The 24,451-nt window shown below is 68.7% G+C and carries 21 protein-coding genes and 1 tRNA gene; 10 read left to right on the top strand and 12 right to left on the bottom strand.

Features of this window, described 5'->3' with window-relative positions; translation table 11 throughout:
• Nucleotides 1-120 precede the first annotated feature (120 nt).
• Together CH42_RS03835 and CH42_RS03840 are read left to right on the top strand one after the other, a co-directional pair.
• Nucleotides 121-194 (top strand) — tRNA-Pro (locus CH42_RS03835).
• 279 nt (nucleotides 195-473) lie between these two features.
• A complete protein-coding gene (locus tag CH42_RS03840; protein ID WP_053351878.1) occupies nucleotides 474-818 on the top strand; it encodes a TraR/DksA family transcriptional regulator in 345 nt (114 codons plus the stop codon).
• Nucleotides 819-860: 42 nt separating this feature from the next.
• Here CH42_RS03840 and CH42_RS03845 read toward each other — a convergent pair whose 3' ends face one another.
• The 4 genes from CH42_RS03845 to CH42_RS03860 all read right to left on the bottom strand — a co-directional run bounded on the left by CH42_RS03845 (nucleotide 861) and on the right by CH42_RS03860 (nucleotide 6,106).
• Nucleotides 861-3,254, bottom strand: coding sequence for a DUF3488 and transglutaminase-like domain-containing protein (locus CH42_RS03845; protein ID WP_053351879.1), 2,394 nt, complete (start codon nucleotides 3,252-3,254; stop codon nucleotides 861-863).
• On the bottom strand, nucleotides 3,251-4,399 hold the full coding sequence (locus CH42_RS03850; protein ID WP_053351880.1) for a DUF58 domain-containing protein: 1,149 nt from the start codon (nucleotides 4,397-4,399) through the stop codon (nucleotides 3,251-3,253). Before CH42_RS03850 ends, CH42_RS03845 begins: the two co-directional genes overlap by 4 nt.
• A gap of 89 nt (nucleotides 4,400-4,488) precedes the next feature.
• The gene (locus CH42_RS03855; RefSeq protein WP_053351881.1) at nucleotides 4,489-5,478 is read right to left on the bottom strand and encodes an AAA family ATPase; all 990 of its coding nucleotides are present in this window, start codon (nucleotides 5,476-5,478) and stop codon (nucleotides 4,489-4,491) included.
• A 79-nt stretch (nucleotides 5,479-5,557) separates the two neighbouring features.
• Nucleotides 5,558-6,106 (bottom strand): TetR/AcrR family transcriptional regulator, encoded by a 549-nt coding sequence (locus CH42_RS03860; protein ID WP_053351882.1) that lies wholly within the window; start codon nucleotides 6,104-6,106, stop codon nucleotides 5,558-5,560.
• Between the two features lie 79 nt (nucleotides 6,107-6,185).
• On the opposite strand from CH42_RS03860, the gene CH42_RS03865 reads away from it, so the two are divergent.
• Complete coding sequence (locus CH42_RS03865) at nucleotides 6,186-6,968, top strand: SDR family NAD(P)-dependent oxidoreductase (RefSeq protein WP_053351883.1); 783 nt, start codon at nucleotides 6,186-6,188, stop codon at nucleotides 6,966-6,968.
• A gap of 155 nt (nucleotides 6,969-7,123) precedes the next feature.
• Here the strand turns inward: CH42_RS03865 and CH42_RS03870 are convergent, their stop codons facing one another.
• Nucleotides 7,124-8,656, bottom strand: a complete 1,533-nt coding sequence (locus CH42_RS03870) for a SulP family inorganic anion transporter (protein ID WP_053351884.1) — start codon at nucleotides 8,654-8,656, stop codon at nucleotides 7,124-7,126.
• A gap of 149 nt (nucleotides 8,657-8,805) precedes the next feature.
• Between CH42_RS03870 and CH42_RS03875 the strand changes: the two genes are divergently transcribed.
• The 4 genes from CH42_RS03875 to CH42_RS03890 all read left to right on the top strand — a co-directional run bounded on the left by CH42_RS03875 (nucleotide 8,806) and on the right by CH42_RS03890 (nucleotide 13,658).
• Complete coding sequence (locus CH42_RS03875; RefSeq protein WP_053351885.1) at nucleotides 8,806-11,109, top strand: bifunctional alpha,alpha-trehalose-phosphate synthase (UDP-forming)/trehalose-phosphatase; 2,304 nt, start codon at nucleotides 8,806-8,808, stop codon at nucleotides 11,107-11,109.
• A gap of 128 nt (nucleotides 11,110-11,237) precedes the next feature.
• Nucleotides 11,238-11,456 carry a hypothetical protein gene (locus CH42_RS03880; protein WP_053352049.1) on the top strand — a complete coding sequence of 73 codons (219 nt, stop codon included), beginning with the start codon at nucleotides 11,238-11,240 and terminating at the stop codon, nucleotides 11,454-11,456.
• A 2-nt stretch (nucleotides 11,457-11,458) separates the two neighbouring features.
• Complete coding sequence (locus tag CH42_RS03885) at nucleotides 11,459-12,607, top strand: carboxylate-amine ligase (RefSeq protein ID WP_053351886.1); 1,149 nt, start codon at nucleotides 11,459-11,461, stop codon at nucleotides 12,605-12,607.
• Between the two features lie 103 nt (nucleotides 12,608-12,710).
• Nucleotides 12,711-13,658 carry a DNA topoisomerase IB gene (locus CH42_RS03890; RefSeq protein ID WP_368730399.1) on the top strand — a complete coding sequence of 316 codons (948 nt, stop codon included), beginning with the start codon at nucleotides 12,711-12,713 and terminating at the stop codon, nucleotides 13,656-13,658.
• 10 nt (nucleotides 13,659-13,668) lie between these two features.
• Here the strand turns inward: CH42_RS03890 and CH42_RS03895 are convergent, their stop codons facing one another.
• The gene (locus CH42_RS03895; protein ID WP_053351887.1) at nucleotides 13,669-14,217 is read right to left on the bottom strand and encodes a DUF6098 family protein; all 549 of its coding nucleotides are present in this window, start codon (nucleotides 14,215-14,217) and stop codon (nucleotides 13,669-13,671) included.
• 307 nt (nucleotides 14,218-14,524) lie between these two features.
• Here CH42_RS03895 and CH42_RS03900 point away from each other — a divergent pair, with 307 nt between their 5' ends.
• A complete protein-coding gene (locus CH42_RS03900) occupies nucleotides 14,525-14,791 on the top strand; it encodes a DUF7218 family protein (protein ID WP_053351888.1) in 267 nt (88 codons plus the stop codon).
• 48 nt (nucleotides 14,792-14,839) lie between these two features.
• Nucleotides 14,840-15,721 carry an SDR family oxidoreductase gene (locus tag CH42_RS03905; protein ID WP_053351889.1) on the top strand — a complete coding sequence of 294 codons (882 nt, stop codon included), beginning with the start codon at nucleotides 14,840-14,842 and terminating at the stop codon, nucleotides 15,719-15,721.
• Nucleotides 15,722-15,738: 17 nt separating this feature from the next.
• Here CH42_RS03905 and CH42_RS03910 read toward each other — a convergent pair whose 3' ends face one another.
• From CH42_RS03910 to CH42_RS03925, 4 genes are all read right to left on the bottom strand, one after another.
• Nucleotides 15,739-17,271 carry an ATP-binding cassette domain-containing protein gene (locus tag CH42_RS03910; RefSeq protein ID WP_053351890.1) on the bottom strand — a complete coding sequence of 511 codons (1,533 nt, stop codon included), beginning with the start codon at nucleotides 17,269-17,271 and terminating at the stop codon, nucleotides 15,739-15,741.
• Nucleotides 17,268-18,071, bottom strand: coding sequence for an ABC transporter permease (locus CH42_RS03915; RefSeq protein ID WP_053351891.1), 804 nt, complete (start codon nucleotides 18,069-18,071; stop codon nucleotides 17,268-17,270). Before CH42_RS03915 ends, CH42_RS03910 begins: the two co-directional genes overlap by 4 nt.
• Before the next feature lie 77 nt (nucleotides 18,072-18,148).
• On the bottom strand, nucleotides 18,149-19,198 hold the full coding sequence (locus CH42_RS03920) for an ABC transporter permease (RefSeq protein WP_306455192.1): 1,050 nt from the start codon (nucleotides 19,196-19,198) through the stop codon (nucleotides 18,149-18,151).
• Between the two features lie 41 nt (nucleotides 19,199-19,239).
• A complete protein-coding gene (locus CH42_RS03925; RefSeq protein WP_053351892.1) occupies nucleotides 19,240-20,889 on the bottom strand; it encodes an ABC transporter substrate-binding protein in 1,650 nt (549 codons plus the stop codon).
• Nucleotides 20,890-21,018: 129 nt separating this feature from the next.
• Between CH42_RS03925 and CH42_RS03930 the strand changes: the two genes are divergently transcribed.
• Nucleotides 21,019-21,579, top strand: coding sequence for a TetR/AcrR family transcriptional regulator (locus CH42_RS03930; RefSeq protein WP_053351893.1), 561 nt, complete (start codon nucleotides 21,019-21,021; stop codon nucleotides 21,577-21,579).
• A gap of 18 nt (nucleotides 21,580-21,597) precedes the next feature.
• Here the strand turns inward: CH42_RS03930 and CH42_RS03935 are convergent, their stop codons facing one another.
• Together CH42_RS03935 and CH42_RS03940 are read right to left on the bottom strand one after the other, a co-directional pair.
• Entirely contained in the window at nucleotides 21,598-23,079 is a 1,482-nt protein-coding gene (locus CH42_RS03935) for an MFS transporter (protein WP_053351894.1), read from the bottom strand.
• Nucleotides 23,076-24,422 carry a M20/M25/M40 family metallo-hydrolase gene (locus CH42_RS03940; protein ID WP_053351895.1) on the bottom strand — a complete coding sequence of 449 codons (1,347 nt, stop codon included), beginning with the start codon at nucleotides 24,420-24,422 and terminating at the stop codon, nucleotides 23,076-23,078. The genes CH42_RS03935 and CH42_RS03940 overlap by 4 nt, the downstream gene beginning before the upstream one ends.
• Nucleotides 24,423-24,451: the final 29 nt, after the last annotated feature.

Consider the following 24,451-nt stretch of genomic DNA (forward strand, 5'->3'; position numbering starts at 1 on the left):
TCGGTTGCCAGCCACGGCTCGGCGGCCACTCGCGGCTCGCCCGCGCGACACGACCGAACCGCCTCGTTTTCGTGTTTGCCGAGGGAAGCGCTAGAGTATTCCTTGCGTGAAAAACGCAATCGGGATGTGGCGCAGCTTGGTAGCGCACGTCGTTCGGGACGACGGGGTCGCAGGTTCAAATCCTGTCATCCCGACGATATGGCCCGGAATTCCGCTGAAAAATCAGCGAGGTTCCGGGCCTTCGTCGTTTCTACATCCCTGCGATTTCTGGGCCTCAGGCTGTTTTCCCCATCCTTCTCCGCGCCTCCCCGAAATGGGGTCACTATGTGTACGTTTTTCACGTGGAGTCGAGGGTGGCACAGCACTTTTTGACACCAATCCCAGATGAGAATGGTTGGTTCAGGCCGGGCATGCGCCCCGGTGCCCGTACACTGCTTCCTTGCGTGAGTGAGAGCGCGTACAGTCGGAGCACCATGATTGCGCCCGAAGACATTCGAAAGCTGCTCGTCGCGGAGCGAGCGCGCATCGCTGAGCGTGTGACGAAGCTCGACACCGACCTCGACGCCTTGACGCGGGCCCGCCGTGGGTCTGTCGATGACGACGAACACGACCCTGATGGGGAGCCGCTCTCGGCGCGGTGGTCATTGCTCGCCGGCCTGCTCGAATCGGCGCACGACGACGCTCGCCGGGTTGAGACAGCGCTGCGCCGACACGACGACGGTACCTACGGGGTCTGCGCAGAGTGCGGCGCGCGGATTCCGCCGGGGCAGCTCGAAGTGCGCCCGTTCCGCGAACGCTGCGTCGCCTGCACACCGTAAGCCGCGCTGGGCTGCGACGAGGTCACGATGCTGATCGACAAGTCAGTCGGACCGGCCGAGTGAACGTGGCAACACCGCGGCGCGGAGGCGAGCCGCGCGGTCGGCCGATGCGCGCAGTGACTGCCTTGCGACCCGCAACTCCGTGACGATCGCATCGGGCGGGGTCCGGTGATCCTGCGCCGGATGGCCCGCGCTCCCTGTCGCTGGCTCGCTCGGGCCGTAGCGCTCGCGCTCCATCGTGTGCGCGATGCTCCGAGCGCTCGCCGTAGCGCTTCCGCTCAGGGCCCCACGACGCTCCCAGGCATCGATCCAGGCGGTCGAGGTGCGGGCGCGCGGCGGATCGCCGACGGCCTCGCTCAGCCACCCCAGATCGCGGGCGGTGTCGCGCAGTTCATCCCAGGCGTTGCTGCCCGGTCGGTCGCCGTGTGCGATGCGTCGCAGTCGGCGCGATCGTCGCATTCCACGCCACACGGAAGGCACCGCGATGATCACGAGCAGTGCGCAGGCGGCGAGCAGGAGTGCGACGGGCGCCAGTGGGGTCGTGACGGCCGGCGAGTCCGTCGCCGTGGGTACTGGATCCGTCGGGTCGAGCGTGGGCTGATCGCTGGGCTGCGGCGCCGACGTCGGCGTGGGGTCAGTGTCGTCAGTCGGAACGGCCGCGTCAGAGTTAGCGGTCGTGGTGTCAGAGGTGCCGTCTGCGGTGGCTCCGGCGCCCCCTGGCGTGGGTTCGAACGACACCCAGCCCAGATCATCGACATAGATCTCGGGCCACGCGTGCAGTTGCCGCCCGAGCACGCGCGTTGCGTCGTCGCGTTCGGCGCGGCTCGCGTATCCGACAGCCACACGCGTTGGCACCCCGAGTTCGCGCGCCATCACGGCGAACGTGGCGGCGTAGTGCACGCAGAATCCGCTTCGGGTCGTGAGGAAATCGGTCATGACGGCATAGGGGTCGTCGGGGTCGGCGCCAGGCTCGTAGGGTGCCGATTCCGAGTAGGCGAAGCTGCCGCTGCGGAACCAGTCTTGGAGCGCGTGGCCCACGGCGAGGCGATCGGGTGCCGCCCCTGCGACCTCCGCTGCGGCACCCGAGAGCTCCGACGGCATGCCGGCGGGGAGCGCCAGGTATGGCGCGAGAGCCGAGTCGTCATCGAGGCTCGCCGGATCGAGCCTCGACAGGGCGGCGGACGTGAGCGACGCGACGGCCTCACCAGGCAACCGATCGGCGTCGAGCGGCGTCGCGGTTGCGGTGTACCTGGAGTCGCGACGGGTGATGTCGCGCTCGGAGCGCACGGTGTTCGACTGCTCGGCCCAGTTCCAGCGATCGGGGCGGAAACCCCCCGCGTCGCCGGGGGCAGCGACACGCTCGGTCGATTGCGGCAGCGGGAGCCAGGAGCTGAGAAGGCCCTCGACGGTCACCTGCACGGTGCGGGTGCGCAGGTGCGACTGCGCTGCCGTGGGGGCGCCCGGCTCGGCAGCGACGGCAGCCGGCACCGCATCTGCCGCGCGTGCCGGTCGAGTAGTGAGGTTCTGGTCGGTCAGTGCGGTTTCGGGTTGCCAGACGCCGCCCTCGAAATCGGCCAGGGTTGCGAGGGTGAAGCGGAGCGGGCCCGGCACCGAGCTGCGGTAGATGAACACGGGGGAACTGCTCCGCGCGCGGAGATCCTCGGCAAGCGCGAGCGTTACGTCTGGCACCGACTGCGAGACGGGTGAGGCCAGCAGCGAGTCGTTCCAGAGTCGATCGCGCGAAGCGGGAAGCACTGCGACGATACCCGCGGCGAGGCCGGTCACGACGAGCGCCGCGACACCGCCCTGCCAGGTCACTCGTGGGGCGGAGACGGCCGCGAGCAGTGCCAGGAGCAACGTCGTTGCGATGAGCGTCGGCGATCCGGCACTGACTCCCGTCACTGCCGAGGGCACGAGCAACACCAGCGCGACGACGCCACCGGCGATCAGCGGCGTATCTGCGGCGTCGGCGAGGAAGACGGTCGCTGCGGCCATGAGTAGCACGACCGCGAGTACGAGGTCAGAGAGGGGGCCGTCGACCGTCAGCGGCGCGGAGCCGGTGACGATCTGCAGCTGCGCTTGCTCGAGCAGTGCGGTGGCATCGCTCCACCAGAGCGCCGCGCGCCCACCGCCCCACACCCACACCGCGACACCCAGTGCACCCGCGAAGGTGCCGGCCAGTGCCGCATACACCGGGCGCCGGTGACGCGCGCGTACGACGGCAGAGACGATGACGGTGCCCGTGATCACGCCCATTGCGGCGAACCACCAACCGCCCCATTCGAGCACCGTCGTCAGCGCTGCGAGCACGACGCCCCACAAGACGAGCAGGAGGCCGCTCGACCAGAGTCGGGAGCGGCGGCGTTCGGGGTCGACGAATCGGTGCACGGGCTTCGGCCGCGATGCTGAGCGCAGTGGCGAGGTCGCGGTGGTCACGCGGGCTCCGAGACGAGCAGGATGCGCCACTCCGGCGGCAGCGGCACGGGCCCCGTCGATGACGACCCGTCGCGCATCACGATCATCGTGCCGCCGCGCGAGTGCGGCAGCGCTTCGAGCAGCCGTCGGTGCGGCGCTCCGGTGACGACGACCACCGGGAGCTCGGCCGACGCGGTCGACCGCGACGATCGTGCCTCAGCGGCGGGCGCATCGACCTCGGCGCGCGCCACGACGGCGAGCTCGCGGAGCGGGGAGTCGATGCTCCCCGTATGGTCGATCTGCCCACCACCGGCGGAGTCGAGCAGATGATCGCCCAGCTCGAGATGCATCGCGACGCCCTGCTCAGCCCAGAGAGCCAGCACCGTTGCCGTCGCCGAAACTGCGCGCTCGAATTCGGCGTCGCTCGCGTACGCTGCCGGGTCGAGGTCCAGGCGCACGGAGCGAACCCGACGAGACGCCGGCTCGGGGAGATTCACCAGCAACTCGCCCTGGCGCGCGCTCTTCTTCCAGTTGATCTGCCGAGTCGCATCGCCCGTGCGGTACTCGCGCAGCGCGCCCCCGCCTTCGGCGCCCTCACCGGTGCGCCCGACCGCTGCAGCGTCGAGGTCGCCGGGGGCAGACACTTGGGAGGGCTCTGCCTTGAGTCGCTTGCGGAGTGCAGCAAGCGGCGCGGGGAGTACGCGCACCACCGTGTGCGCCGCACAGGGCACGCGCACTGCGGCGAGCCCGAACGGGTCGGAGTACCGGAGCGCTGAGACCTCGAGTCGCGCATCGCCTCGGCGGTCGGCGATCCATGACGTTGCGGCTCGCGCGTCACTGCCCGGGTGCAGTTCGAGCGGACTCAACCGACGGGCACCATCGAGCGACCACTCCGCGGTCGCGATGACGGGTACCCGGAGGCGGTGGGAGATCACCGCGGAGAGTTCGAGCGCCGACCCGACCGTGGGGGTTCGATCGGTCATGCGGAGTGTGGCCCGGGCTCGCGCCAGCGCACCGATCACGCAGCTCGCACCGATCGCCACGACGACGAGCGCGGCGAAGGCCGCCGCGAATTGCCACACGTCGCGCAGGCCGATCGCGAACCAGGCCGCCGCAAGCACGGCGGCGGCGGCGAGGCATCCCCACCCGCGCGCGGTCAAGGTCACGGGCGATGCTCGCCACCAGGCGCGGGTTCGCGCCCGTCGGGGTCGTGCGGCTCGGGGTCGTGCGGCTCGCAGTCGCGCAGTTCGGGCCATCAGCGCACGGGGAGACCGGCGAGGATCTCGGCGACGACGTCGGTCGACGCCCGGGCCGCCTCGTCTGCTCGTGCGAAGCGACCGCGGGGCACCAGGCGGTGCGCGAGCACGGCCGCGGCGAGGTGTGCGACATCGTCGGGTGAGACGTAGCTGCGGCCGAGCACGGCGGCGCGGGCACGGCTCATGCGGCTCAGGTGCACGGTCGCGCGCGGGCTGGCACCGAGGGCGATGCTCGGGTGTGCACGCGTCGCCGCGATGATGTCGACCAGATATGCGCCGACGGCATCTGACAGGTGCACCTCGCCGACGGCGAGTTGTGCGGCGCGCACCTCAGCGATGGACGCGACCAGTGGGGTGGACTGGCTGATCCGGCGCCCCGACTGCTCGAGTGCGATGCGCAGTTCGGATGCGGCATCGGGGTACCCCAGTGAGATGCGGGTCATGAATCGATCGCGCTGCGCCTCGGGAAGCGCGAAGGTGCCCGCCATGTCTTGCGGGTTCTGCGTCGCCGCGACGATGAACACCTCGGACAGGCGATGCGTATGGCCGTCGACCGTGACCGACTGCTCCTCCATGGCCTCGAGCAATGCCGACTGCGTCTTCGGCGTCGCCCGGTTCACCTCGTCGCCGATGATGATGTTCGCGAAGATCGGCCCCGGATGGAACACGAACTGGCCCGTCTCCTGGTCGTACACCGAGAGACCGGTGACATCGGTGGGCAGCATGTCAGAGGTGAACTGGATGCGTCGCACGTTCGCGCTGATCGCCCGACCCAGTGCCTGCGCGAGTGTGGTCTTGCCGACGCCGGGCACGTCTTCGAGCAGCAGATGCCCTCGCGCGAGCACCGTGGTGATGACGGTCTCGATGACATCGGGCTGGCCCTGGATCGCGCGGCCGAGCGCAGCGGCGAGTCTCGCGGCGAGCTCGGCGGGGGAGGGTGCTGCGGGCACGGCTCGGTCAGTCTGCTCGTCCACCTCGGTCGTCGACATCGTCACGGCCCTTCCCGTCGCGGTTCACAGGAAGCATTGCACATCAGTCCGAGTGAGCGATATATGCGGATGGATCGAATCAGCCGGTGATGGCGTACCCGGTCATGAAACGGTGCAGGTAGGCCGCGAACTTCGGTTCGGGATCGGCCCCGTCGAATCCCGCGATGAGTGCCAGGCGGGATGACGCGACGACCCCGGCGGTGACCACGACGAGCGCATCGTCGTCGAGCCCGGGGAGGCGCCGGGCGAGCGTCGCGGAGTGCGTGCGTTCACTCGCATCTGCGACCTCGAGGAACACCGCCCAGTACTCTTCGCGCGTGCGCAGCAGCCGCATGAAGTCGACGATGCGGCCTGGGAGCGAGCCGAGAACCGCAACGTGGAATGCCTCGCGCGCGGCCGCTTCGAAGGGGAGCGGCGAGTTGATGATGCGCTCGCCGAAGGTGCGGGTCATCTCGTCGAAGAACGGGCGGATGAGCTGCGGTTTCGTGGGGAAGTACCGGTGGAAGCTGCGTGCCGAGATCCCGGTCGTGCGGCACAGCTCGGCCACTCCGATGTCGAGTGTGCCGGCATTGAGAAACGCCTCGATGCACTCGCGCGAGACGGCGAGCACTTTCTCTTCGGATGCCACGGGGCTAGTCTAGGTCCGCAATCGGTTGGCAGATTCTGCCAGCCTTCATCAGTGATACACGTGCAAAGGAGTACCGCACATGACTCAGGTTGATCCGTACGCAAAGGTCCGCCTCGATGGGAAGCGTCTCATCGTCACCGGCGGCGGCAGCGGAATGGGCAAGGAAGCGGCGCTGCTGTTCGCTGGACGCGGGGCGAAGGTGACGATCGCTGACGTGAACGTCGCCGGCGCTGAAGCCGTCGTCGAGCAGATCACGGCCGCGGGCGGCGCGGCGCACTTCGTCGAGACGAACCTCACCGTCGATGCCGACGTGCAGCGCCTCGTCGAGCGCGCAGTGGCGCAGTACGACGGGCTCGATGGTGCCTTCAACAACGCCGGCATCATCGGGCCGACCGGTTCGGTCGCCGACCTCAGCTTCGACGAGTGGCAGAAAGTCATCGCGGTGAACCTCAACGCGGTGTTCCTCTCGCTGAAGCACGAGATTAACTACCTCGTCGAGAACGGTGGCGGCTCCATCGTCAACACCGTGTCGACCGCGGGTCGCTTCGCCTACCCGAACCTGCCCGCGTACGTCGCGAGCAAGCACGGTGCGCTCGGTCTCACCCGCCAGGCCGCCTACGACTACGCCGGCCGAGGCCTGCGCATCAACGCGGTGCTGCCCGGATCGACCGAGACCCCACTCGCGGCGGCGGCACTTGAGGATCCGGTGATCGCCGAGGGCGTGAAGAAGGCGCAGCCGATCGGTCGCTTGGGCCAGCCCGCCGAGATCGCCGAGGTGGCGGCGTTCCTGCTGTCCGACGCTGCGTCGTTCGTGGTCGGCGCCGACTTCTACGTCGACGGCGGTGTGAGCGTCAACCCGTAAGCGCGTCGCGCTCGATGCGCTCGCTGCGGATTGGTGTCACTTTGTGCTGTCTCAACCGCGAAATCGGCTTCGAACGCCGCACAAAGTGACACCAATCCGCAGGGCGCCGGCGCTGGCACGGGCCGGTGGGAGAGCGTCGAGCGCAGAGCGACGCGCTAGACGCTGCCGCCGAGCTCGCCCGTGAGGCGGGCGTGCATCGTGCGGCTGACGGTGTTCATGCCGACGAACTCCACGGTTGCCCCGTACTGGCGGTACTTCGTTTCGATGGCGTCGAGCGCCGCCACGGTCGAGGCATCCCAGACGTGCGCGCCGGTTAGGTCGATGACGACGTGCGCAGGATCGCGGTGGTATTCGAACAGAGTCGTGAGGTCGTTGCTCGAAGCGAAGAAGAGCTCGCCCGTGACGGTGTAGCGCACGGACGGCTCGGCGATCCCGCTCGCCGCATCGCTCGCACTGACCTCGCGCTGCACGTCGACGACGCGCGCGACCCGGCGCACGAACAGCACGGACGCGACGATGACGCCGCCGATGACGCCGACGGCGAGGTTGTGGGTCGCGACGACGAGGGCGACGGTCGCGAGCATCACGAAGGTCTCGCTCTTGGGGAGGCGTCGCAGCGTCGCGGGCGCGATCGAGTGCCAGTCGAAGGCGCCGATCGACACCATGATCATGACGGCCACGAGTGCCGCCATCGGAATCAGCGAGACCACGTCTCCGAGGGCGACCACGAGCACGAGCAGAAAGACGCCGGCCAAGAACGTCGAGATGCGGGTGCGCGCTCCCGACGCCTTCACATTGATCATCGTTTGACCGATCACGGCGCAGCCGCCCATGCCGCCGAACAGCCCCGACATCATGTTCGCAACGCCCTGCCCCCAGCTCTCTCGGGTCTTGTTCGAGTGGGTGTCGGTGATCTCGTCGACGAGCTTCGCCGTCATGAGCGACTCCATGAGCCCGACGAGTGCCATCGCGAACGCGAACGGTGCGATCGTGGCGAAGGTCTCCCAGGTGAGCGGCACGTGCGGAATGAAGAGCTCGGGCAGGCTCTGCGGCAGTTCGCCCTGATCGCCGACGGTCGGCACCGCGATGCGCGCGACGACCACGACGACGGTGACCACGATCACGGCAATGAGCGGTGCGGGGATTGCGGTGGTGAGCTTGGGGAAACCGAGCAGGATCGCGATGCCGAACACGACCAGCGGGTACACGAGCCAGGGCACCCCGATGAGGTGTGGCAGCTGCGACAGCATGACGAGGATCGCGAGCGAGTTCACGAAGCCGACCATGACGCTGCGCGGAATGAAGCGCATGAGCTTCGCGACACCGCTCACGGCGAAGAGGATCTGGAAGACGCCGGCGAGGATCACCGTGGCGATGAACATGTCCATGCCGTAGGTGGGGGCGACGGGCGCGATCACGAGTGCCACGGCGCCGGTGGCGGCCGAGATCATGGCTGGCCGACCGCCGACAAAGGCGATCGTCACGGCCATGATGAAGGAGGAGAAGAGCCCGACTTTGGGGTCGACCCCGGCGATGACCGAGAAGGCGATGGCTTCGGGGATCAGGGCGAGCGCGACGACGAGCCCGGCGAGCACCTCACGGGTGAGGAGACGCGGTGATCTGAGCGCGCCGAGCACGGAGGGCTCGGCAGCGGCGCGGTTCTGCGCCGCGAGGGGAGTGCGGTTCACCGGACTACTGTACCTCCGGCGAGCACCGGTCTGATCACGCCGAAGCCGAGCAGCCGGTCGCGCGTTTCATGACCGGACATCAGAGGTCAAGGGGCAGCGCGATCCCGGGCTCGATCAGTAGAATTTGGGTGAAGCCACTGGGAGGTGCGATGACCGGATTGCAGGGACTCACCGGAGGGCGCGAGCTGGTGATGGTGTCGAACCGTTTGCCGGTCGACCGGGTCGTCGAAGCCGATGGGTCGACGGCGTGGCGCACCTCGCCGGGAGGCCTGGTGACCGCGGTCGAGCCGATCGTTGAACAGCTCGGATGTGTGTGGGTGGGCTGGGCAGGCAGCGCCGACGAACACGTCGATCCGTTCGAGATCGGGCGGATGCGCCTCGAACCCGTCGAGCTCTCCACCGACGATGTCGAGCTGTACTACGAGGGCTTCTCGAACGGCACGCTGTGGCCGCTCTATCACGATGTCATCGCCCCGCCCGAGTTTCACCGGCAGTGGTGGGATCGCTATCGCAAGGTGAACCAGCGCTTCGCGGAGCGCGTCGCCGCAGTGGCGGCCGAGGGCGCGATCGCCTGGATCCACGACTATCAGCTGCAACTGGTGCCCGCGATGCTGCGCGAGCTGCGACCCGATCTTACGATCGGCTTCTTCCTGCACATCCCCTTCCCGCCCCGCGGCCTCTTTGAACAGTTGCCTTGGCGCCGCTCGATCATCTCGGGGCTGCTGGGCGCCGATGTCATCGGGTTCCAGCGCGTGCCCGACGCCATCAGCTTCCGCACGATCGCCGATCGGTACACGCACACGCAGGCGCTGGGCAACACGATGGTGCTGCCGGCGACGACCGATGCCCCGGGCCGCACGGTGCTGGCGCAAGAGTTTCCGATTTCGATCGACGCGGCGGCGTTCGCCGAGGTCGCACGTCGCCCGGAAACCCAGGATCGCGCTCGCCAGATCCGCGCGGAGCTCGGCAACCCGAAGACCGTGATGCTCGGGGTGGATCGCCTGGACTACACCAAGGGAATCCGTCACCGGCTGAAGGCGTTCGACGAGCTATTGATCGACGACGAGATCGACGCCTCGCAGATCGTGCTGGTGCAGGTCGCGAGCCCGAGTCGTGAACGCGTCGACGCCTATCGACAGCTGCGCGACGAAGTCGAGGTGACCGTGGGGCGCATCAATGGCGAGCACGGCACCATCGGCCACGCACCGCTCGTCTACCTGCATCGCGGGTACTCGCGGGAGGAGATGGTGGCGATGTATTTGGCCGCCGATGTGCTGGTCGTCACGCCGCTGCGAGACGGCATGAATCTCGTCGCCAAAGAGTACGTCGCGTGCCGAGAAGACGAGCAGGGCGTGCTCATTCTCAGTGAGTTCGCCGGCGCGGCTGATGAACTCCGCGACGCGTTGCTGGTGAACCCGCACGACATCGAGGGCTTGAAAGCGGCGATGCTACGGGCGGTGCACATGCCGCAGGAGGAGCAGCACCGGCGCATGCACGGCATGCGGCGCGCGGTGCACGACAACGATGTGGCGCACTGGGCGTCGGGGTTCTTGGGATCGATGACCGCGATCTCGGAATCGCGCGCGACGGCACACACCGGCGGGCCCGAAGACGGCATGACCGGGCCGATCTCGATCGTGCCCCCGGCCTTCGTGCCGCGCAGCGTCGGAGACCGGTTGCGGCGCATCGCGACCGCGTCATCGCTGCTTGTCGCCACCGACTTCGACGGCACCATCGCGCCCATCGTGCGCCGACCGCAGGATGCGCGCATGCTGCCGCGCGCTCGCCAAGCGCTTGAGCTGCTGAATGCGGCGCCTGGGGTGCGCGTCGCACTGCTGTCGGGCCGCTCGCTCGACGGTCTGGCCGAAACCGGCACCGGCACGGGAGGCGAGGGGTGGATCATCTCGGGATCGCACGGCTCGGAACTCACCGGCCTCGAGCTGCCCGGCGTCTCGGGGGCCGACGGTGGAGCACCCACGGCCGAAGAGGTCGAGTGGCTGCAGCGGGTGAATCGTCGCTTCGAACGCGTGCTCGGCGGTGAACCCGGCGTGCGACTGGAACGGAAGCCGTTCGGCATCGCGGTGCACACCCGTGAAGTGCGCGACCCCGACCAGAGTCGCGAGTTGCAGGCAGCAGCGGTCGAACTCGGCATCGCCGAGGGGTTGCACGTGCGCGAGGGCAAAGAGGTGCGCGAATTCTCGGTGCGCGCGTCGAACAAGGGTGCGGTGCTGCAGAGCATTCGCGATGCCCTGCCCAGCGGCCCCGTGCTCTTCCTGGGCGATGACGTCACCGACGAAGACGCCTTTGCCGTGCTGGGGCCCGACGATCTCGGCATCAAGGTTGGGCCTGGCGACACGGCGGCGACCGGGCGCGTGCCCGATCCGGAAACCGTCGCCGCAGTGCTCGCCCGACTGGTCGAACTGCGCACCGGCATCGTCATCGGCTCCGACTGAGCAGCCCAGGCACACGCGGCCGGGCGAAATCAACCCCGCTGACACTCGATCCGCGAAATTCTACGATCGAGTGACAGGAATGCGTCGCCGGTGATCTGCCGACGATGCTCACGCAGAGGGGAACGATCATGGCTGAATTGTGGGAGCCCACGGACGAGATCGACGGAGACGAAGAGCTGGTCGTCACGGATCATCGCGATGAGGATCGCCCGCTCGTCGACGCTGCTGAGGAGCAGGCGGTCGAGGTTACCGCCGACGACCCGCGCGATGCGCTGGAAGAGCTGGGCGAAGATGTGTCGTCGTCGCCCGCGCGCCGGGCTGAGGACACTGACGGAAAGGCGCTCTGAGCGTGGGCCGCGCGGACGGAGCGCGGCGGAGCTTCGGCGTCGAGGAAGAGTACCTGCTGCTCGACGCCGAATCGGGCATCCCCGCCGATCGCGCCGCTCAGGTCGTCGCCTTGCGCCCGGAGCTGCGCGGCGACGTTGATCGCGAGTTCTTTGCCAGTCAGCTTGAAACGGCATCACCCGTCTGCATATCGGGAGAGGAAGCCGACGAAGCCCTGCTGCGCTTTCGCGCGCTTGCGGGAGCGGCGGCGACCGAGGCCGGCGCGGTGCTCGCGAGCACGGGTCTGCCGCCGATCGGAGGAGAACACGAGGGCTCGGTCACGCCGAAAGCTCGCTACCGAGAGATCCGAGCGGAACTGCGCGCGGCCGCCGCGCACCAGTACGTGACGGGCACGCACGTGCACGTCGCCGTGCCCTCGCCTGATGCCGGGGTGATCGCCCTGCGCGGACTCGCCCGCTGGGCTCCGGCACTGCTCGCCATCACGGCGAACTCGCCTGTGTGGTGCGGTGAAGAGACCGGACTCGCGAGCTGGCGGCACATCAAGAGCATGTCTTGGCCGCTCGCGGGATATCCGCCGGAGTTCGCGGATGGTGCGGAGTACGAGCGCACGATCAGCACGCTCGTCGACACCGGGGTACTCATCGATTCTGGTGTGGTGACCTGGGTCGCGCGGCTCTCAGACCGCTTTCCGACCGTCGAACTGCGCATCGCCGATGCGCAGTTGCGCGCACAGGATTCGGTGTCGTTTGCCTTGTTGGTGCGCGGACTCATCGACCGTATTCTCGCCGACTCCGAGTCGGGGAGCGCTCCGGTTCCGCTGGTTCCCGGACTCGTCGACGGCGCGATCTGGATGGCGGCCCGAGACGGCCTCACCGGATCGTTGATCGATCCGGCTGACGGCACCGCACGACCCGCGTCGGCCATGCTCGACGAGATGCTCGCATTCGCGCTGCCGTCACTCGAGGCGTTCGGCGATGCCGAGCGGGTCGGCACCTATCTCGAGCAGCTGCGCACCACGGGCGGGCCGGCGCAACACCAGCTCACGGCGTTCCGGGACGGTGGTGTGGACGGGCTGCTTGCGCTCTACCAAGAGGCTCAGGGTCAGGCACCCGCGCACGAGCAGTCGCCGTCAGATTCGCACCCCCATGGGTGATGCGGCAGGCGGGGCCTCCGAGAGGCCCCGCCGATCTCGCGCGTCGAATCGACGCGGACGCCGTGGCGAACAGATCACGCGCGAGCGATCAGGCGATGCCTTCATCTACCGTCGGGGCGGGCGGCGCGTGACTGCGGCCAAGGAGATTGCGCGGATCGAAGCTCTGGCGATCCCGCCCGCCTGGAATGACGTGCGCATCGCGCGCTCGCCCGCGGCGAAAGTGCTCGCGCGCGGCATCGATGCTGCCGGCCGCACGCAGATGATCTATCACCCGAAGTTTCGGCAGCGCCGGGAACGCGAGAAGTTCGCGCGCCTAGGCCGTTTCGGCACCGCGCTTCCGAAACTGCGATCGCGGGTTGACCGTGATCTGCGCCGTCGTCGGCTCAGCCGCGAGCGCGTGGTCGCCTGCGTGATCCACCTGATCGACCTCGAATTCTTCCGCGTGGGCAACGCCGAGTACGCCGAGCAGCACGGGAGCTACGGCGTCACGACGCTGCGCGAGGAGCACATCTCGACCACGGGCAGCTCCGTGCGCTTCGACTTTGTCGGCAAGAGCGGCAAGCGGCACGAGCGACGAGTCGCCGACGCTCGAGTTGCGCGCCTGATCGCGCGTCTCGAGGAGCTTCCGGGCGCCGAGGTGTTCAGGTTTCTCGAAGACACAGGCGTTTCGCGGCGAGTGCGGAGTACCCATGTCAACGCGTATGTGAAGCGGGTGATGGGTGAGGAGTTCACGGCGAAAGACTTTCGCACCTGGGGCGGCAGTCGCATCGCGCTCTCTGCGCTGCTCGAGCAAGACGAGGCGGAGTTCACGACGGAACGGGCTGCCGCAGCCGCGGCGCGCGTGGCCGTGCAGGCGGCGTCGGCGCGACTGGGCAATACCCCGACGGTGACCCGGACGTCGTATATCGACCCGAGAGTGCTCGCCCTGGCGGAGGACGCCGAGGCTCGGGCTCGGCTTCGGAAGGCGCGAGTGAAGATGCGGACGCGCGCGCACCTCAGCGTCGACGAGCAGTGCTTGCTCGTGCTGCTCGCGCGGCGTGCGCAAGGATAAACCTCGCGGTCTACTCCGCCGTGCCGACGGTGTTCACGGTGTGCGCGAACCGTTGGCGATAGCGATCGCCGGCCTCCGCGATAGCGGGTTCGCCCAAGACACCGACGGTCGCCGCGTCGGCGAGGAGGGGCGCTCCATCGGGGCCACGACCCACGACTCGCCCGCTCACCAACCACAGCGCATCGGCATCGAACGGGGCAGCTGCGAGGCGCGTGATCTGTCTGGCGAGCCAATCGCCGATCGGGCGATACCACCATTCCTCCGGTTGCAGCGGGTGAGCGGGCACCCCCGGCAGCGCGAGGCCGCTTTCGGCATCAATGCTGACCAGGCCGCTGAGGCTCGGCTCATGCGCTGCGATCACGTGCAACTGGGGGTGGCGTCGCAGCAGCGCCTCCACCTCGTAGAGCGAGTCGATACTGTGCGAGCGTCGATCATCATCAGGCGTATGCGGCGCGGCGAGTCCGTCGACCCAGACGTGATCGTGGCCGAGCGGCTCGAGGTATTCGAGCCCGAAATCGAAGGGTACGTCTGCTGCGCCTCCCGGCATCACGAGTCCCACGCTGAATCCTCCCATTCGTGTCGTGCGAGCCGACCGGCACGTCACGCGCGGCGCACAGCGCACCGGCGAGAATGGCGATCGTTGCGGTGCTGACGATGGTACGAGCGCTGCACCCGGTGAGACGAGCCCCTTGCGTATCACCGTGCGAGGCGGTTACCGTCTGGAGGCGCCGCGCAGTCGTTCGAAACGTACGGCATTCGATGTCGCAAGCGACCAGAGGCTAGCAACGCCGCGTGGAGCTGTCGAGGCCCTGCTGAGGTGGCGAGACGCGGCGTAGCGTCGAGTACACACGACGAAAGGATGACACATGCCGAAGTCGAAAACTCCCCAGCTGAAGGATCCCGAGCTGTACGATCGCCTGCGCGATGAGGGCAACTCCGCCGAGAAAGCAGCGCGAATCTCAAACGCTGCCGCAAAAGAGGGCCGTTCGAAGATCGGCCGTCGCGGCGGTAACGCTGAAGATTACGAGGATCGTACCGTGCCTGAACTGCGCCGTCGCGCGAAAGAGCTCGGCCTCAGCGGGTACTCCGGGCTGCGCAAGACAGAGCTCATTGAGCTGCTGCGCGACCACTGACATCTCTCGCTGACGCGCGGCAAACCGACGATACGAAGAGGAGTATGTATGACCCCGAATCTCGATCCCCGCACGAAGTACCCGAAAGCGCCGCTGCCCCAGCAGGAGCAGCCGAGCCAGCCAGGACTCACGCAGCCGATGCGGCCGCAGCCCGACCATGGCGAAGACACCTATCGGGGGAGCGGTCGTCTGGCCGGGTATCGCGCCCTCATCACCGGCGGAGACTCGGGCATCGGGCGCGCCGTCGCTATCGCATACGCACGCGAGGGCGCCGACGTTGCGATCGCCTATCTCCCCGAGGAGCAGGAGGACGCCGAGCAGACACTGGCTCAGATCGAGCAGGCGGATCGGAAGGGTGTGCTGCTGCCTGGCGACCTGAGTCGTGAATCTGACTGCATCCAGACCGTTGAGCGCGCCGTTCAGGAACTCGGCGGACTCGACATTTTGGTGCTGAACGCTGCGACGCAGCGCGAGCGCGAAGACAACGCCGCAATCACGCGGGATGCGGTCGAGCAGGTGTTCGCAACGAACCTCGTCGCCCCGATCCTTCTCTTCCGCGAGGCCGCACCGCACTTGCAGCCGGGAGCCAGCGTCATCGTCTCGGCGTCGGTGCAGGCATACCAGCCATCACCCGACCTGCTCGACTATGCCATGACGAAAGCAGCGCTGGTTGCCTTTACGCATGCCCTCGCCGAGCAGCAAGGCGAACGCGGGGTGCGGGTGAACGCGGTCGCACCTGGACCCATCTGGACGCCACTGATTCCGGCGACGGGCTGGGACCAGAAGCAAGTGCATTTTGGCGAAGACACTCCGCTTGGACGACCAGGGCAGCCTGCCGAGCTTGCGGGTGCCTATGTCTACCTCGCCTCTGAGGAAGCGTCGTACGTGTCAGGAGCCGTGGTCCCGGTGACTGGCGGCAAGTACCTGTAATCGTGCTTCGCCGCGCCTCACGCGAGCGCGAGCATCTCGCGCGTGAACGGGTGCTGCGGGTTCGCGAAGACCGCCTCCGTCGCCCCGCGCTCCACGACTTCGCCGTGCTGCATGATGATCAGCCGGTCGCAGACGGTGCGCACTGCGGCGAGGTCGTGCGAGACGAATACGATCGCGACCGCGTGGTCTCGCTGTAGCGAGCTCAGCAACTGGAGGATGCCGGCCTGCGTCGCCACGTCGAGCGCCGAGACCGGTTCGTCGCAGACGAGCATGTCGGGCCGGGCTGCCAGTGCGCGGGCGATCGCGACACGTTGGCGTTGGCCGCCCGAGAGCGTCACCGGGAAGCGATCGAGCAGCTCGGCGCCGAGCCCGACTTCGGCCAGCAACTCCTCAGCGGTGCGCCTGGCGCCGGACGCATCGGCGCGTACGGACGTTTCGATGATGCGGCGCACGCGCCAGCGCGGGTCGAACGTCGCGAGGGGATCCTGCGGAATCAAACGGACCTGCGCAGCCGCGTCGGTGCGTTCGAGGAGACCCGTATCCAGGCGCTCGGCACCGGCGAGGATGCGTGCGAGCGTGGTCTTGCCAGCGCCTGATTCGCCGACCACGCCGATGGCCTCGCCGCGCCGCACGTCGAGGTCCACGCCGAAGATTCCCGCGCGGTCACCCGTCGGGGTGGCGAACTGCCGGCTCGCTCCGCTGAGCGCGAGCAGGGGAGCGCCGGGACGCGCGGTGGGGCCGGGCTTCGGTCCGTTCGGGGTGGCAGCGACCAGCGCACGTGTCGCGCGGTGCTGCGGGCGCTGCAAGAGGTCGTCGGTTGCCCCCGCCTCGACGATCCGACCGTTGTCAATGACGAGAATGCGATCGGCGAGCTGCTCCACGCTGCGCAGATCGTGGCTGATGAACAGCACCCCGGTGCCGCGATCCCGTATCTCAGCGAACAGGCCGAGCACGCGGGCGGCGGTGGTCGGGTCGAGCGCGGTCGTGGGTTCGTCGGCGATGAGGATCGCCGGGTCTCCCGAGAGCGCTGCCGCGATCAGGGCGCGTTGACGCATGCCGCCGGAGAGCTCGGGGGAGCGCTGCCGCAGGCGGTCGGCGGCGCCGGGGAGCCCCGCTTCGGTGAGCGCCGTGACGACGCGTGACCGACGCTCGCCGCGCAGCACCCCGCGGATTGCGAGGGTTTCGCCGACCTCGTCACCGATAGTGCGCAGCGGATCGAGTGACTGCAGCGCATCTTGCAGCACGAGTCCGATCGCGTCGCCGCGCACGGCCCGCCAAGCACGCTGCGATGCTTTCTGCAGCTCCAGGCCGTTGACGATGAGGCGATCCGATGCCACCGACCAGCCCGGCTCGGCCTGCACGAGCCCCAGGAGCGCGCGGGCGAGCACCGACTTTCCGGCGCCCGAGGCCCCCACGACGGCGACGCACTCGCCCGCGGCGACCGAGAACGAGATCTCCTCGAGCACCGAAACCCGATGGCGCCCGCGCCCGAGCCCGACCTCGAGACCGGCGACCTCGAGCACGGGAGCGGTTCCGGTGACCGCGCTCATGCGCGTCCCCCCTTCGCCAGTGCGCGGCCGATGACGGTCAGCGCCGTCGCGGTCACGACGATCGCGAGACCGGGGAAAACGGTCATCCACCACGCGGTGGTGAGATACACGCGGCCGGCGTTCAGCATGGCTCCCCACTCAGGCGACGGCGGTTCCGTGCCGAGCCCCAGGAAGCCGAGCGCGGAAACCCACACGATCGCCTGCCCGACCCCGAGAGTGGCCGCCGAGACGAGTGGCCACGCCGCGTTCGGAGCGATGTGGCGCACGAACCTGCGAGGAGCCGAGATCTCGTCGAGACGCGCCCATTCCACGTACCCACTGCCTGCCACGCGTCGCGCGGTGCCGCGGAGCAGGCGCGCGTACCCGGGGATCGTCGCGAGCCCGATCGCCAGAATCGAGGCGCGCGGACCGCCGCCCATGACCGAGATGAAGAGCAGCGCGAGCACGAGCGTCGGCAGTGCGAAGAGCACCTCGAACGCGCGCGCGAGTGCCGCGTCGACCCATCGCGGGCCCACGCCCGATGCGAAGCCGAGCACCGCGCCGATGCCGACACCGATGGCGGTCGCTGCGAGCCCGATGCCGAGCGACGCACTGGTGCCGTGCACGATGCGCGCGGCAATGTCGCGCCCCGATTCGTCGGTGCCGAACGGGTGCGCCCACGATGGCGGTCGGAACGCGTCGGCCGGGTGAATCGCGAGCGGGTCCGTGGGCGCGAGCACCTGCGGCGCGACGACCGCGAGCACCGCGACGGCGAGCACGAGCAGGCTGAGTGCTCCCGGCCACCCGAGTGCAGTCCACACCCGGCCTCCGCGGGGTCTCCGTCGGGTGACGCGGCGCGGCGAGAGGCTCCCTGGAGACCCGTTCAGCTGCCCGCCGTTCACAGCGTCACCTCGCGGTCAGCTCGCACTCGCACCCGCACCCGCACCGCCGGATCGATGAGCCGTTCAGCGATGTCGGCGAGCAGCATCACGGCGACATACAGCAGTGCGATGATCGAGACGACGCCCATGACCACGGGCACGTCGCGCACCGACGCAGCTTCGAGCAGCAGGCGGCCGAGCCCCGGGCGAGCGAACAGCGCTTCGACCACGACCGCGCCGCTGAGCAGCGACCCGTAGGCCCAACCCGAGAGTGCGATCGCCGGGAGCGCGGCGTGGCGCAGCGTGTGCGCGAGCAGCACGCGCGTCTCACTGGCGCCGCGAGCGCGAGCGGTGGTGGCGAAGGGTTGTGATCCGGCCTCCTCGAGTGAGCCGTGCATCACGTGCGCGAGATAGCCGGCGATCGGAATCGCGAGGGTCAGCACGGGCAGCACGAGCGACGCCGGCGCATTCCCCGAGCTCGTCGCGGGGAACCAGTGCAGCGCGCCGGCGAAGATCAGGATGCCGACGGCACCGAGGAAGAACTGCGGGATTACCGACGAAACAGTGGCGATCCCGGAGAGCGCGGCCCGAGTCGCACGCCCCCAGCGGCCGCGACCGAGCACCCCGAGCAGCGCGCCGGCCAACGCGAATGCCCAGGCCACGACGAGTGCGAGCGTCGAGATGAGCACGGTCGGCCAGAAGTTCGCCGCGAGCAACCCGCTCACCGGTTGCTTGCGCGCGTACGAGTCCCCGAACTGCAGTGTCGCGGTGTTCCAGAGCTGCGTCAGGTACTGCACCGCGATCGGCCGGTCCAGGCCGTAGGCGATGCGCGCCCGTTCGAAGGCCTCGGGAGTGGCCTGCGAGCCGGGCCCGCCCATGATCGCCTCCAGCGGATCACCCGACACGCGAAGCGCGATGAACACGATGGTTGCGGTGATCCAGACCACGAGCACCGCCGAGCCGATGCGGCGCAGCACCGCGCCACCGATGCGTCGCGCCCGGAGGCGTGAGGCATCGGCGCGCGGTGCGTCGCCCCGCGATGCGCGGGGTGGTTCAGAAGTGCTCACTGCAGCAGTGTGCCGTATTCGGGGCTCCGAAGGGATTCCGGTTACTTCGTGAGCTTCGCGTTGATGAACGTGGGCGTCGCGATCGTGCCGAGTGTCGTCACCCCGGTTGCACCGTTGACGAGGAAGTGATTCTGCTGATCGTAGAGCGGCAGGATCGCGTAGCTCTCGAGCACGCGCTGCTGCGCGTCGGCGTAGATCGCGTCGCGCTTCGCCGTGTCCTGCTCGGCGGCGGCCGCGTCGAGGAGCTGGTCGAGCTCAGGATCGTCGAGCTGCGCGTGATTCGCGAAGTAGCCCGACGGTGCCGGCGTGATGCCGTCCGAGTGGTAGAGGAAGCGCAGTACGTCGGGTCCGACCTTCGTGTACGGCGCGTCGACGGCCTCGTACTCGTTCGCGCCGAGCTTGCCGTACCAGGTGCTCAGGTCGACGGGCTCGAGCTGCACGTCGAAACCGACTGCGGCCGTGTTGGCCTGGATCTGTTCAAAGAGCGACTGCTCCGCGGCGACCGACTGGTTCGTGCTCACGGGGAATCGCACGGTCAGTCGCTTCCCGTCCTTCACGCGCACGCCGTCGCTGCCGGCGGTCCAGCCGGCGTCGTCGAGTAGCTTCGCCGCAGCCTGCGCGTCCGTGGTGAAGAGGCCGTCGTCGGAGGTCGCCGCCGGTTCCGTGCTGGCGAGGGGGGAGAAGCTCTGCGCCGCAGTGCCCTGGAAGAGCGACTCGATGCCCGGGCCCGGATCGGCCACGCGCACAAATGCCTCACGCACTCGGATGTCGTCGAACGGAGCCTGGCCTGTGTTGAGCTCGATGCGGTTCACCGATCCCGGGCGTGGGGCATCGATGTGGGTGAAGCCGGCGCCGTCGGCGGCGACGATATCGCTGGGCAGCGGGTTGTCGATCACGTCAACCTCGCCCGAAGCGAGCGCCGACTGACGCGTCGCGGCATCGGGGATGAAGCGCCATTCGATGGCGTCCAGGTATGCGGCACCGTCGTGGTCTGCCTCGGGGCCCGGCGTGCGGTAGTCGTCGTTGCGCACGAGCGTCACGCTCTGCTGCGGCTTCCAGCTGTCCACGATGAAGGGGCCGGTGCCGATGGGTGCCTGGCAGTTCTCGTCCATGCCGCGCGCGATCCCGGCAGGAGACTCGATGGCGTTCCACTGCTGGCTCAGCGATTCGAGCAGCGCGGAGTCGGGCGACGACAGGTGGAACCGCACGTGCGTGGCATCGACGGGCTCGACGCTCTGCACCTTCGACACGGCGAGCACCCCGGTCGACGACCCGGTGTCCGGATCTTGCAGGTGCTCGATGTTCGCCTTGACGGCCTCCGCGTCGAACGGGGTGCCGTCGGTGAAAGTGACGTCGCTCTGCAGCGTGAAGTCCCAGGTGAGGCCATCGGCGCTCGTGGTCCACTCGGTGGCGAGCCACGGCGTGATGGTGCCGTCGGCATCGCGGCCCACGAGTGGCTCGAGGTACTGCGTCGAGATCAGGGCCTGCGGGTAGTTGCCGCCGACGTGCGGGTCGAGGCAGGTGGGCTCGGCGTCGCCGGTCGCGTAGACGAGCGTGCCGCCATCCTCCGTTTCCGGTTCCGCGGCGGTGCCGCCCCCGGCGCACGCGGCGAGGGTGAGGGCGCTCGCCGCGGCGATGGCGGTCAGGGCAAGCGTGCGCGGAAGTGTGCGGGGGCGGTGCTGCGAGGCCATGCGGCGGCTCCTCGGGTTCGGGCGATCCACTGTTGTTGGATTGAGTTCAACAAGCCGAGTGTAGTCGATCCGCGCGCCTACGCGCATCTGCACGGCACATCACGGGTGATCGGCCGATACAGTGAGAGCATGTCTTCGACTCGCGGGCGCCCGCACGCCTCCTCTCGCGAGATGCTCGCGGATGCCGCGTGCGAGCTCTTTCTCGAGCGCGGGTACGAGGCGACCTCCGTGACCGAGGTGACCCGCCGAGCAGGCGTGAGTCGATCCAGCTTCTTCAACTACTTCGCGTCGAAGTCCGAGATTCTCTGGTACGTCTTCGACCGCCGGATCGCGGCGCTCGATGCCGCCCTTGCCGAGGCCTCGGTACCGGTCACCACAGCTCTGCGCGTGTTCGCGTCGGGGGAGCACCCCGACGCGCTCGCGCTGGCGGTCGCCGAAGCGCGCACCATGGGGGTGGAAGACGAGCTGGCGGCCGGGCGCGCGGAGCGCCAGCTCCGCATCGCAGACCTGGTCGGAGCCCGGCTGCGGCGAGACGGCGTCGATGCGCTGGTCGCGGAGATTCAGGCCGCGGGGTACGCCGCTGCGCTCGTGAGTACCGTGTGGCGCTGGGCGCACCTCGGAGCCGGGCGTCACCAGCTCAACGCGCTGTTGCTTGAATCGCTCGGCGCGGCCGACACGGTCTTCGCATAGACGAATCGCGGTGCGGGATCACCCCGCCTGCGACGGCGACACCGGTTGCGGTGCGCTCTCCCGATCGCGGAACGCCTGCTGCGGCACGACGAACCTCAGCGCGATGGCAGCGACCAAAGCTGATCCACCGCAGACGCACCAGACGATGACATAGCCGGTGAACGATCCCGCGGTGCCCCCGCCGGCCTCAGCGCCCGTGGCTCCTGCAGCTCCCGCGACGCCGTGCATCAGGGCGATCCCGAAGATCGCGGAGGCGATGGCACCGCCGACGGTCTTCGTCGAATTGGTGAGGCCGGTCGCGACGCCCGTGAGATGATCCGGTGCGCCGGCCGCGGCTGCTGCGGGCAGTGCGGCGACCAACGCGCCCGAGCCCAGCCCCGCGATCATCATGTTGGTGACCATGTGGGTATAGGTGTCGTGGAACGGGAGGAACAGTAGATAACCGATCGCGACGAGCAGCGCGGCCCCCGCGAGCGTGTTGCGGGGCGTGCTGAGCCGGGCGACGAACGGGTAGAGCAGCGCGCCGATCACCATCGCGATGAGATACAGCCCGATGACGAGCGACGTGGCGAAGCCGCCGATGCCGAGGCCGTACCCCGCGGACTCGGGGTCGGTGCGAATGAACGTCGACAGGGGCGCTTGAGCGCCGAGCACGCTCATGCCGAAGAGGGCGGCGGTGACGAAGACCGGAGCCAGAGCCGGCGAACGGAACATGCGCACGTCGATCAGTGGATCGGGGTGGCGCAGCTCCCAGCGCGCGAACGGCACGACGAGCACGAGGCCGAGCAGTACGACCGCCCAGGCGAGCACACTGCCCACGCCCTGCAGACGCAGCAGGCTCAGGCCGCCGGTGAAGGCGAGGAGCGCCACGGTGATGAGCATGAGGCCGACGTAATCGAGGCGGCCGCCGAGCTGCTCGGGTGACTCTGCGACACCGAAGGCGATCACGAAGAAGCACAGGGTGACGAGCACTCCCGGCACCAGCAGCACGCCGAAGATCGGGAACGAGTCGATCAGCTGCCCTCCAATGAGTGCGCCCGAGATCGCGCCGGCCTCGAGCGCGGCGACGAGAATGCCGGCGGCGCGAGCGGTGAGCAGTGAACGGCCGTCGCGACCAGAGGTGCGCGACCAGACGAGCGCGATTTCGAGCGGCAGCCACACGACGTAGACGCCCTGCAGTGTCCACGCGGCGAGGAAGAGTGGGAAGGTCTGGGCGAACGGCAGCGCGAGGCTTGCGACGGCGGTGATCGCGGTCGACCAGAGCAGGATCCGCTTGTGCCCGACCATGTCGCCGAGTTTGGCGAGCGCCGGCACGACCAGTGCCGACAGCATCAACTGCGAGCCCTCGAGCCAGTTCACATCGGCATCGGGCACATCGAGGTGACGCGCGATGTTCGAGAGCATGGGCGTGTAATAGCCCTGCAGAAACCCGCTCGTGAACTCGACGAATGCGAGGAAGCCGACGATGCCGGCGAGTACGCCGAGCCGCACGCGGGTCATGCGGCCGAATCCCCGCCGGGCAGGCTCTCGATGAGACTGCGGTGGAATCGGGCACCCCGCTCGAGTTCGTCGATGGCGACACGCTCATCGACGCCGTGGATGGTCGCGCGGAGCTCGGCCGACATCGCGAGAGGCGCGAAGCGGTAGACCGCGGGGGCGAAGCGATGGAAATGCCGGGAGTCGGTGGCGGCCATCATGATGTACGGCACCGTTTCGGCCGCCGGATGCGACTGGCCGACCGCGCGCGCGATGAGCCCGAACTGCGTGTTCTCGCTCGACGATTCGGGTGAGGGCTCCTCGCCGTCGACGACCTCGATGGTGACTCGCCGGTCGGCGATCCGTCGACGAATACGGTCGGTGGTGCGCGCGACCGTTTCGCCCAGGGCGATGCGCAGATTCACCGTGGCGCTCGCCTGCGAAGGGAGCACGTTTGCCGCTGTGCCGCCTTCGAACATCGTCGGGGCGACCGTGGTGCGCACCATCGCGGCGGGTTCGCCTCCGAGCCGCTCGAACACCCGTGCGGTGAGCCAGGGCTTCGCCGCCAGCAGACGGTACAGCGGTCGTGCGGCACCGCCCGAGCGCGGTGCGAAGCGCGCGAGCATGCGAGTGACCCCTTCGGGAGCATGCGCGGGGAACGTGCCGGGCGTGAGGCGCCCGACAGCTCGTGCGATGCGTGCGACCGCGGTGAGCGTCGGAGGGGCGGAAGCGTGACCGCCGTCGCCTCGGGCGCTCAGTCGCACCGTCATCGGCCCCTTTTCACCGACACCGACCATCGCGGCTTGCCCACGCACGAACGGGAGCGGGGCATCGACCACCGCCCCGCCCTCGTCGAGCACGAGCCAGGGGATGATGCCGCGTTCCTGGAACGTCTGCGCAATGGTGTGCGCCGCCTCGCCGAACGTCTCCTCGTTGCCGCCGAATGACAGGTAGACGTCGCGCGCGGGCACGAAATCGTCGGTGAGGAGCGCCTCGACGGCCTCAAGCACAACGAGCAAGGGGCCCTTGTCGTCGAGTGCGCCGCGGCCGTAGACGAAACCATCGGCAATGCGTCCGTCGAACGGGGGATAGGTCCACGCATCGGACGCATCGACGGGTACGACGTCGAAGTGCGCCATCAGCACCACCGGATCGAGCGCGGAATCGGCGCCGCGCCAGTGAAAGAGCAGCCCGAGATCGGTGATGCGCTCGCGCTGCAATTCGGCATGCACCCGCGGGTAGAGCTCCTCGAGCAGCGCGACGAAGGCCTCGAACGGTTCGGCCCCGCGCTCGTCGATCTCCGCCGACACCGTCGGAATCTGGATCATGCGGGAGAGGCGCTCCGCTGCACCGGATGAGCTCGTCATGGCATCACCGTATCCGATCGTCGTTCCGC

Source organism: Leucobacter musarum subsp. musarum, from assembly GCF_001273845.1.
Lineage (GTDB): Bacteria > Actinomycetota > Actinomycetes > Actinomycetales > Microbacteriaceae > Leucobacter > Leucobacter musarum.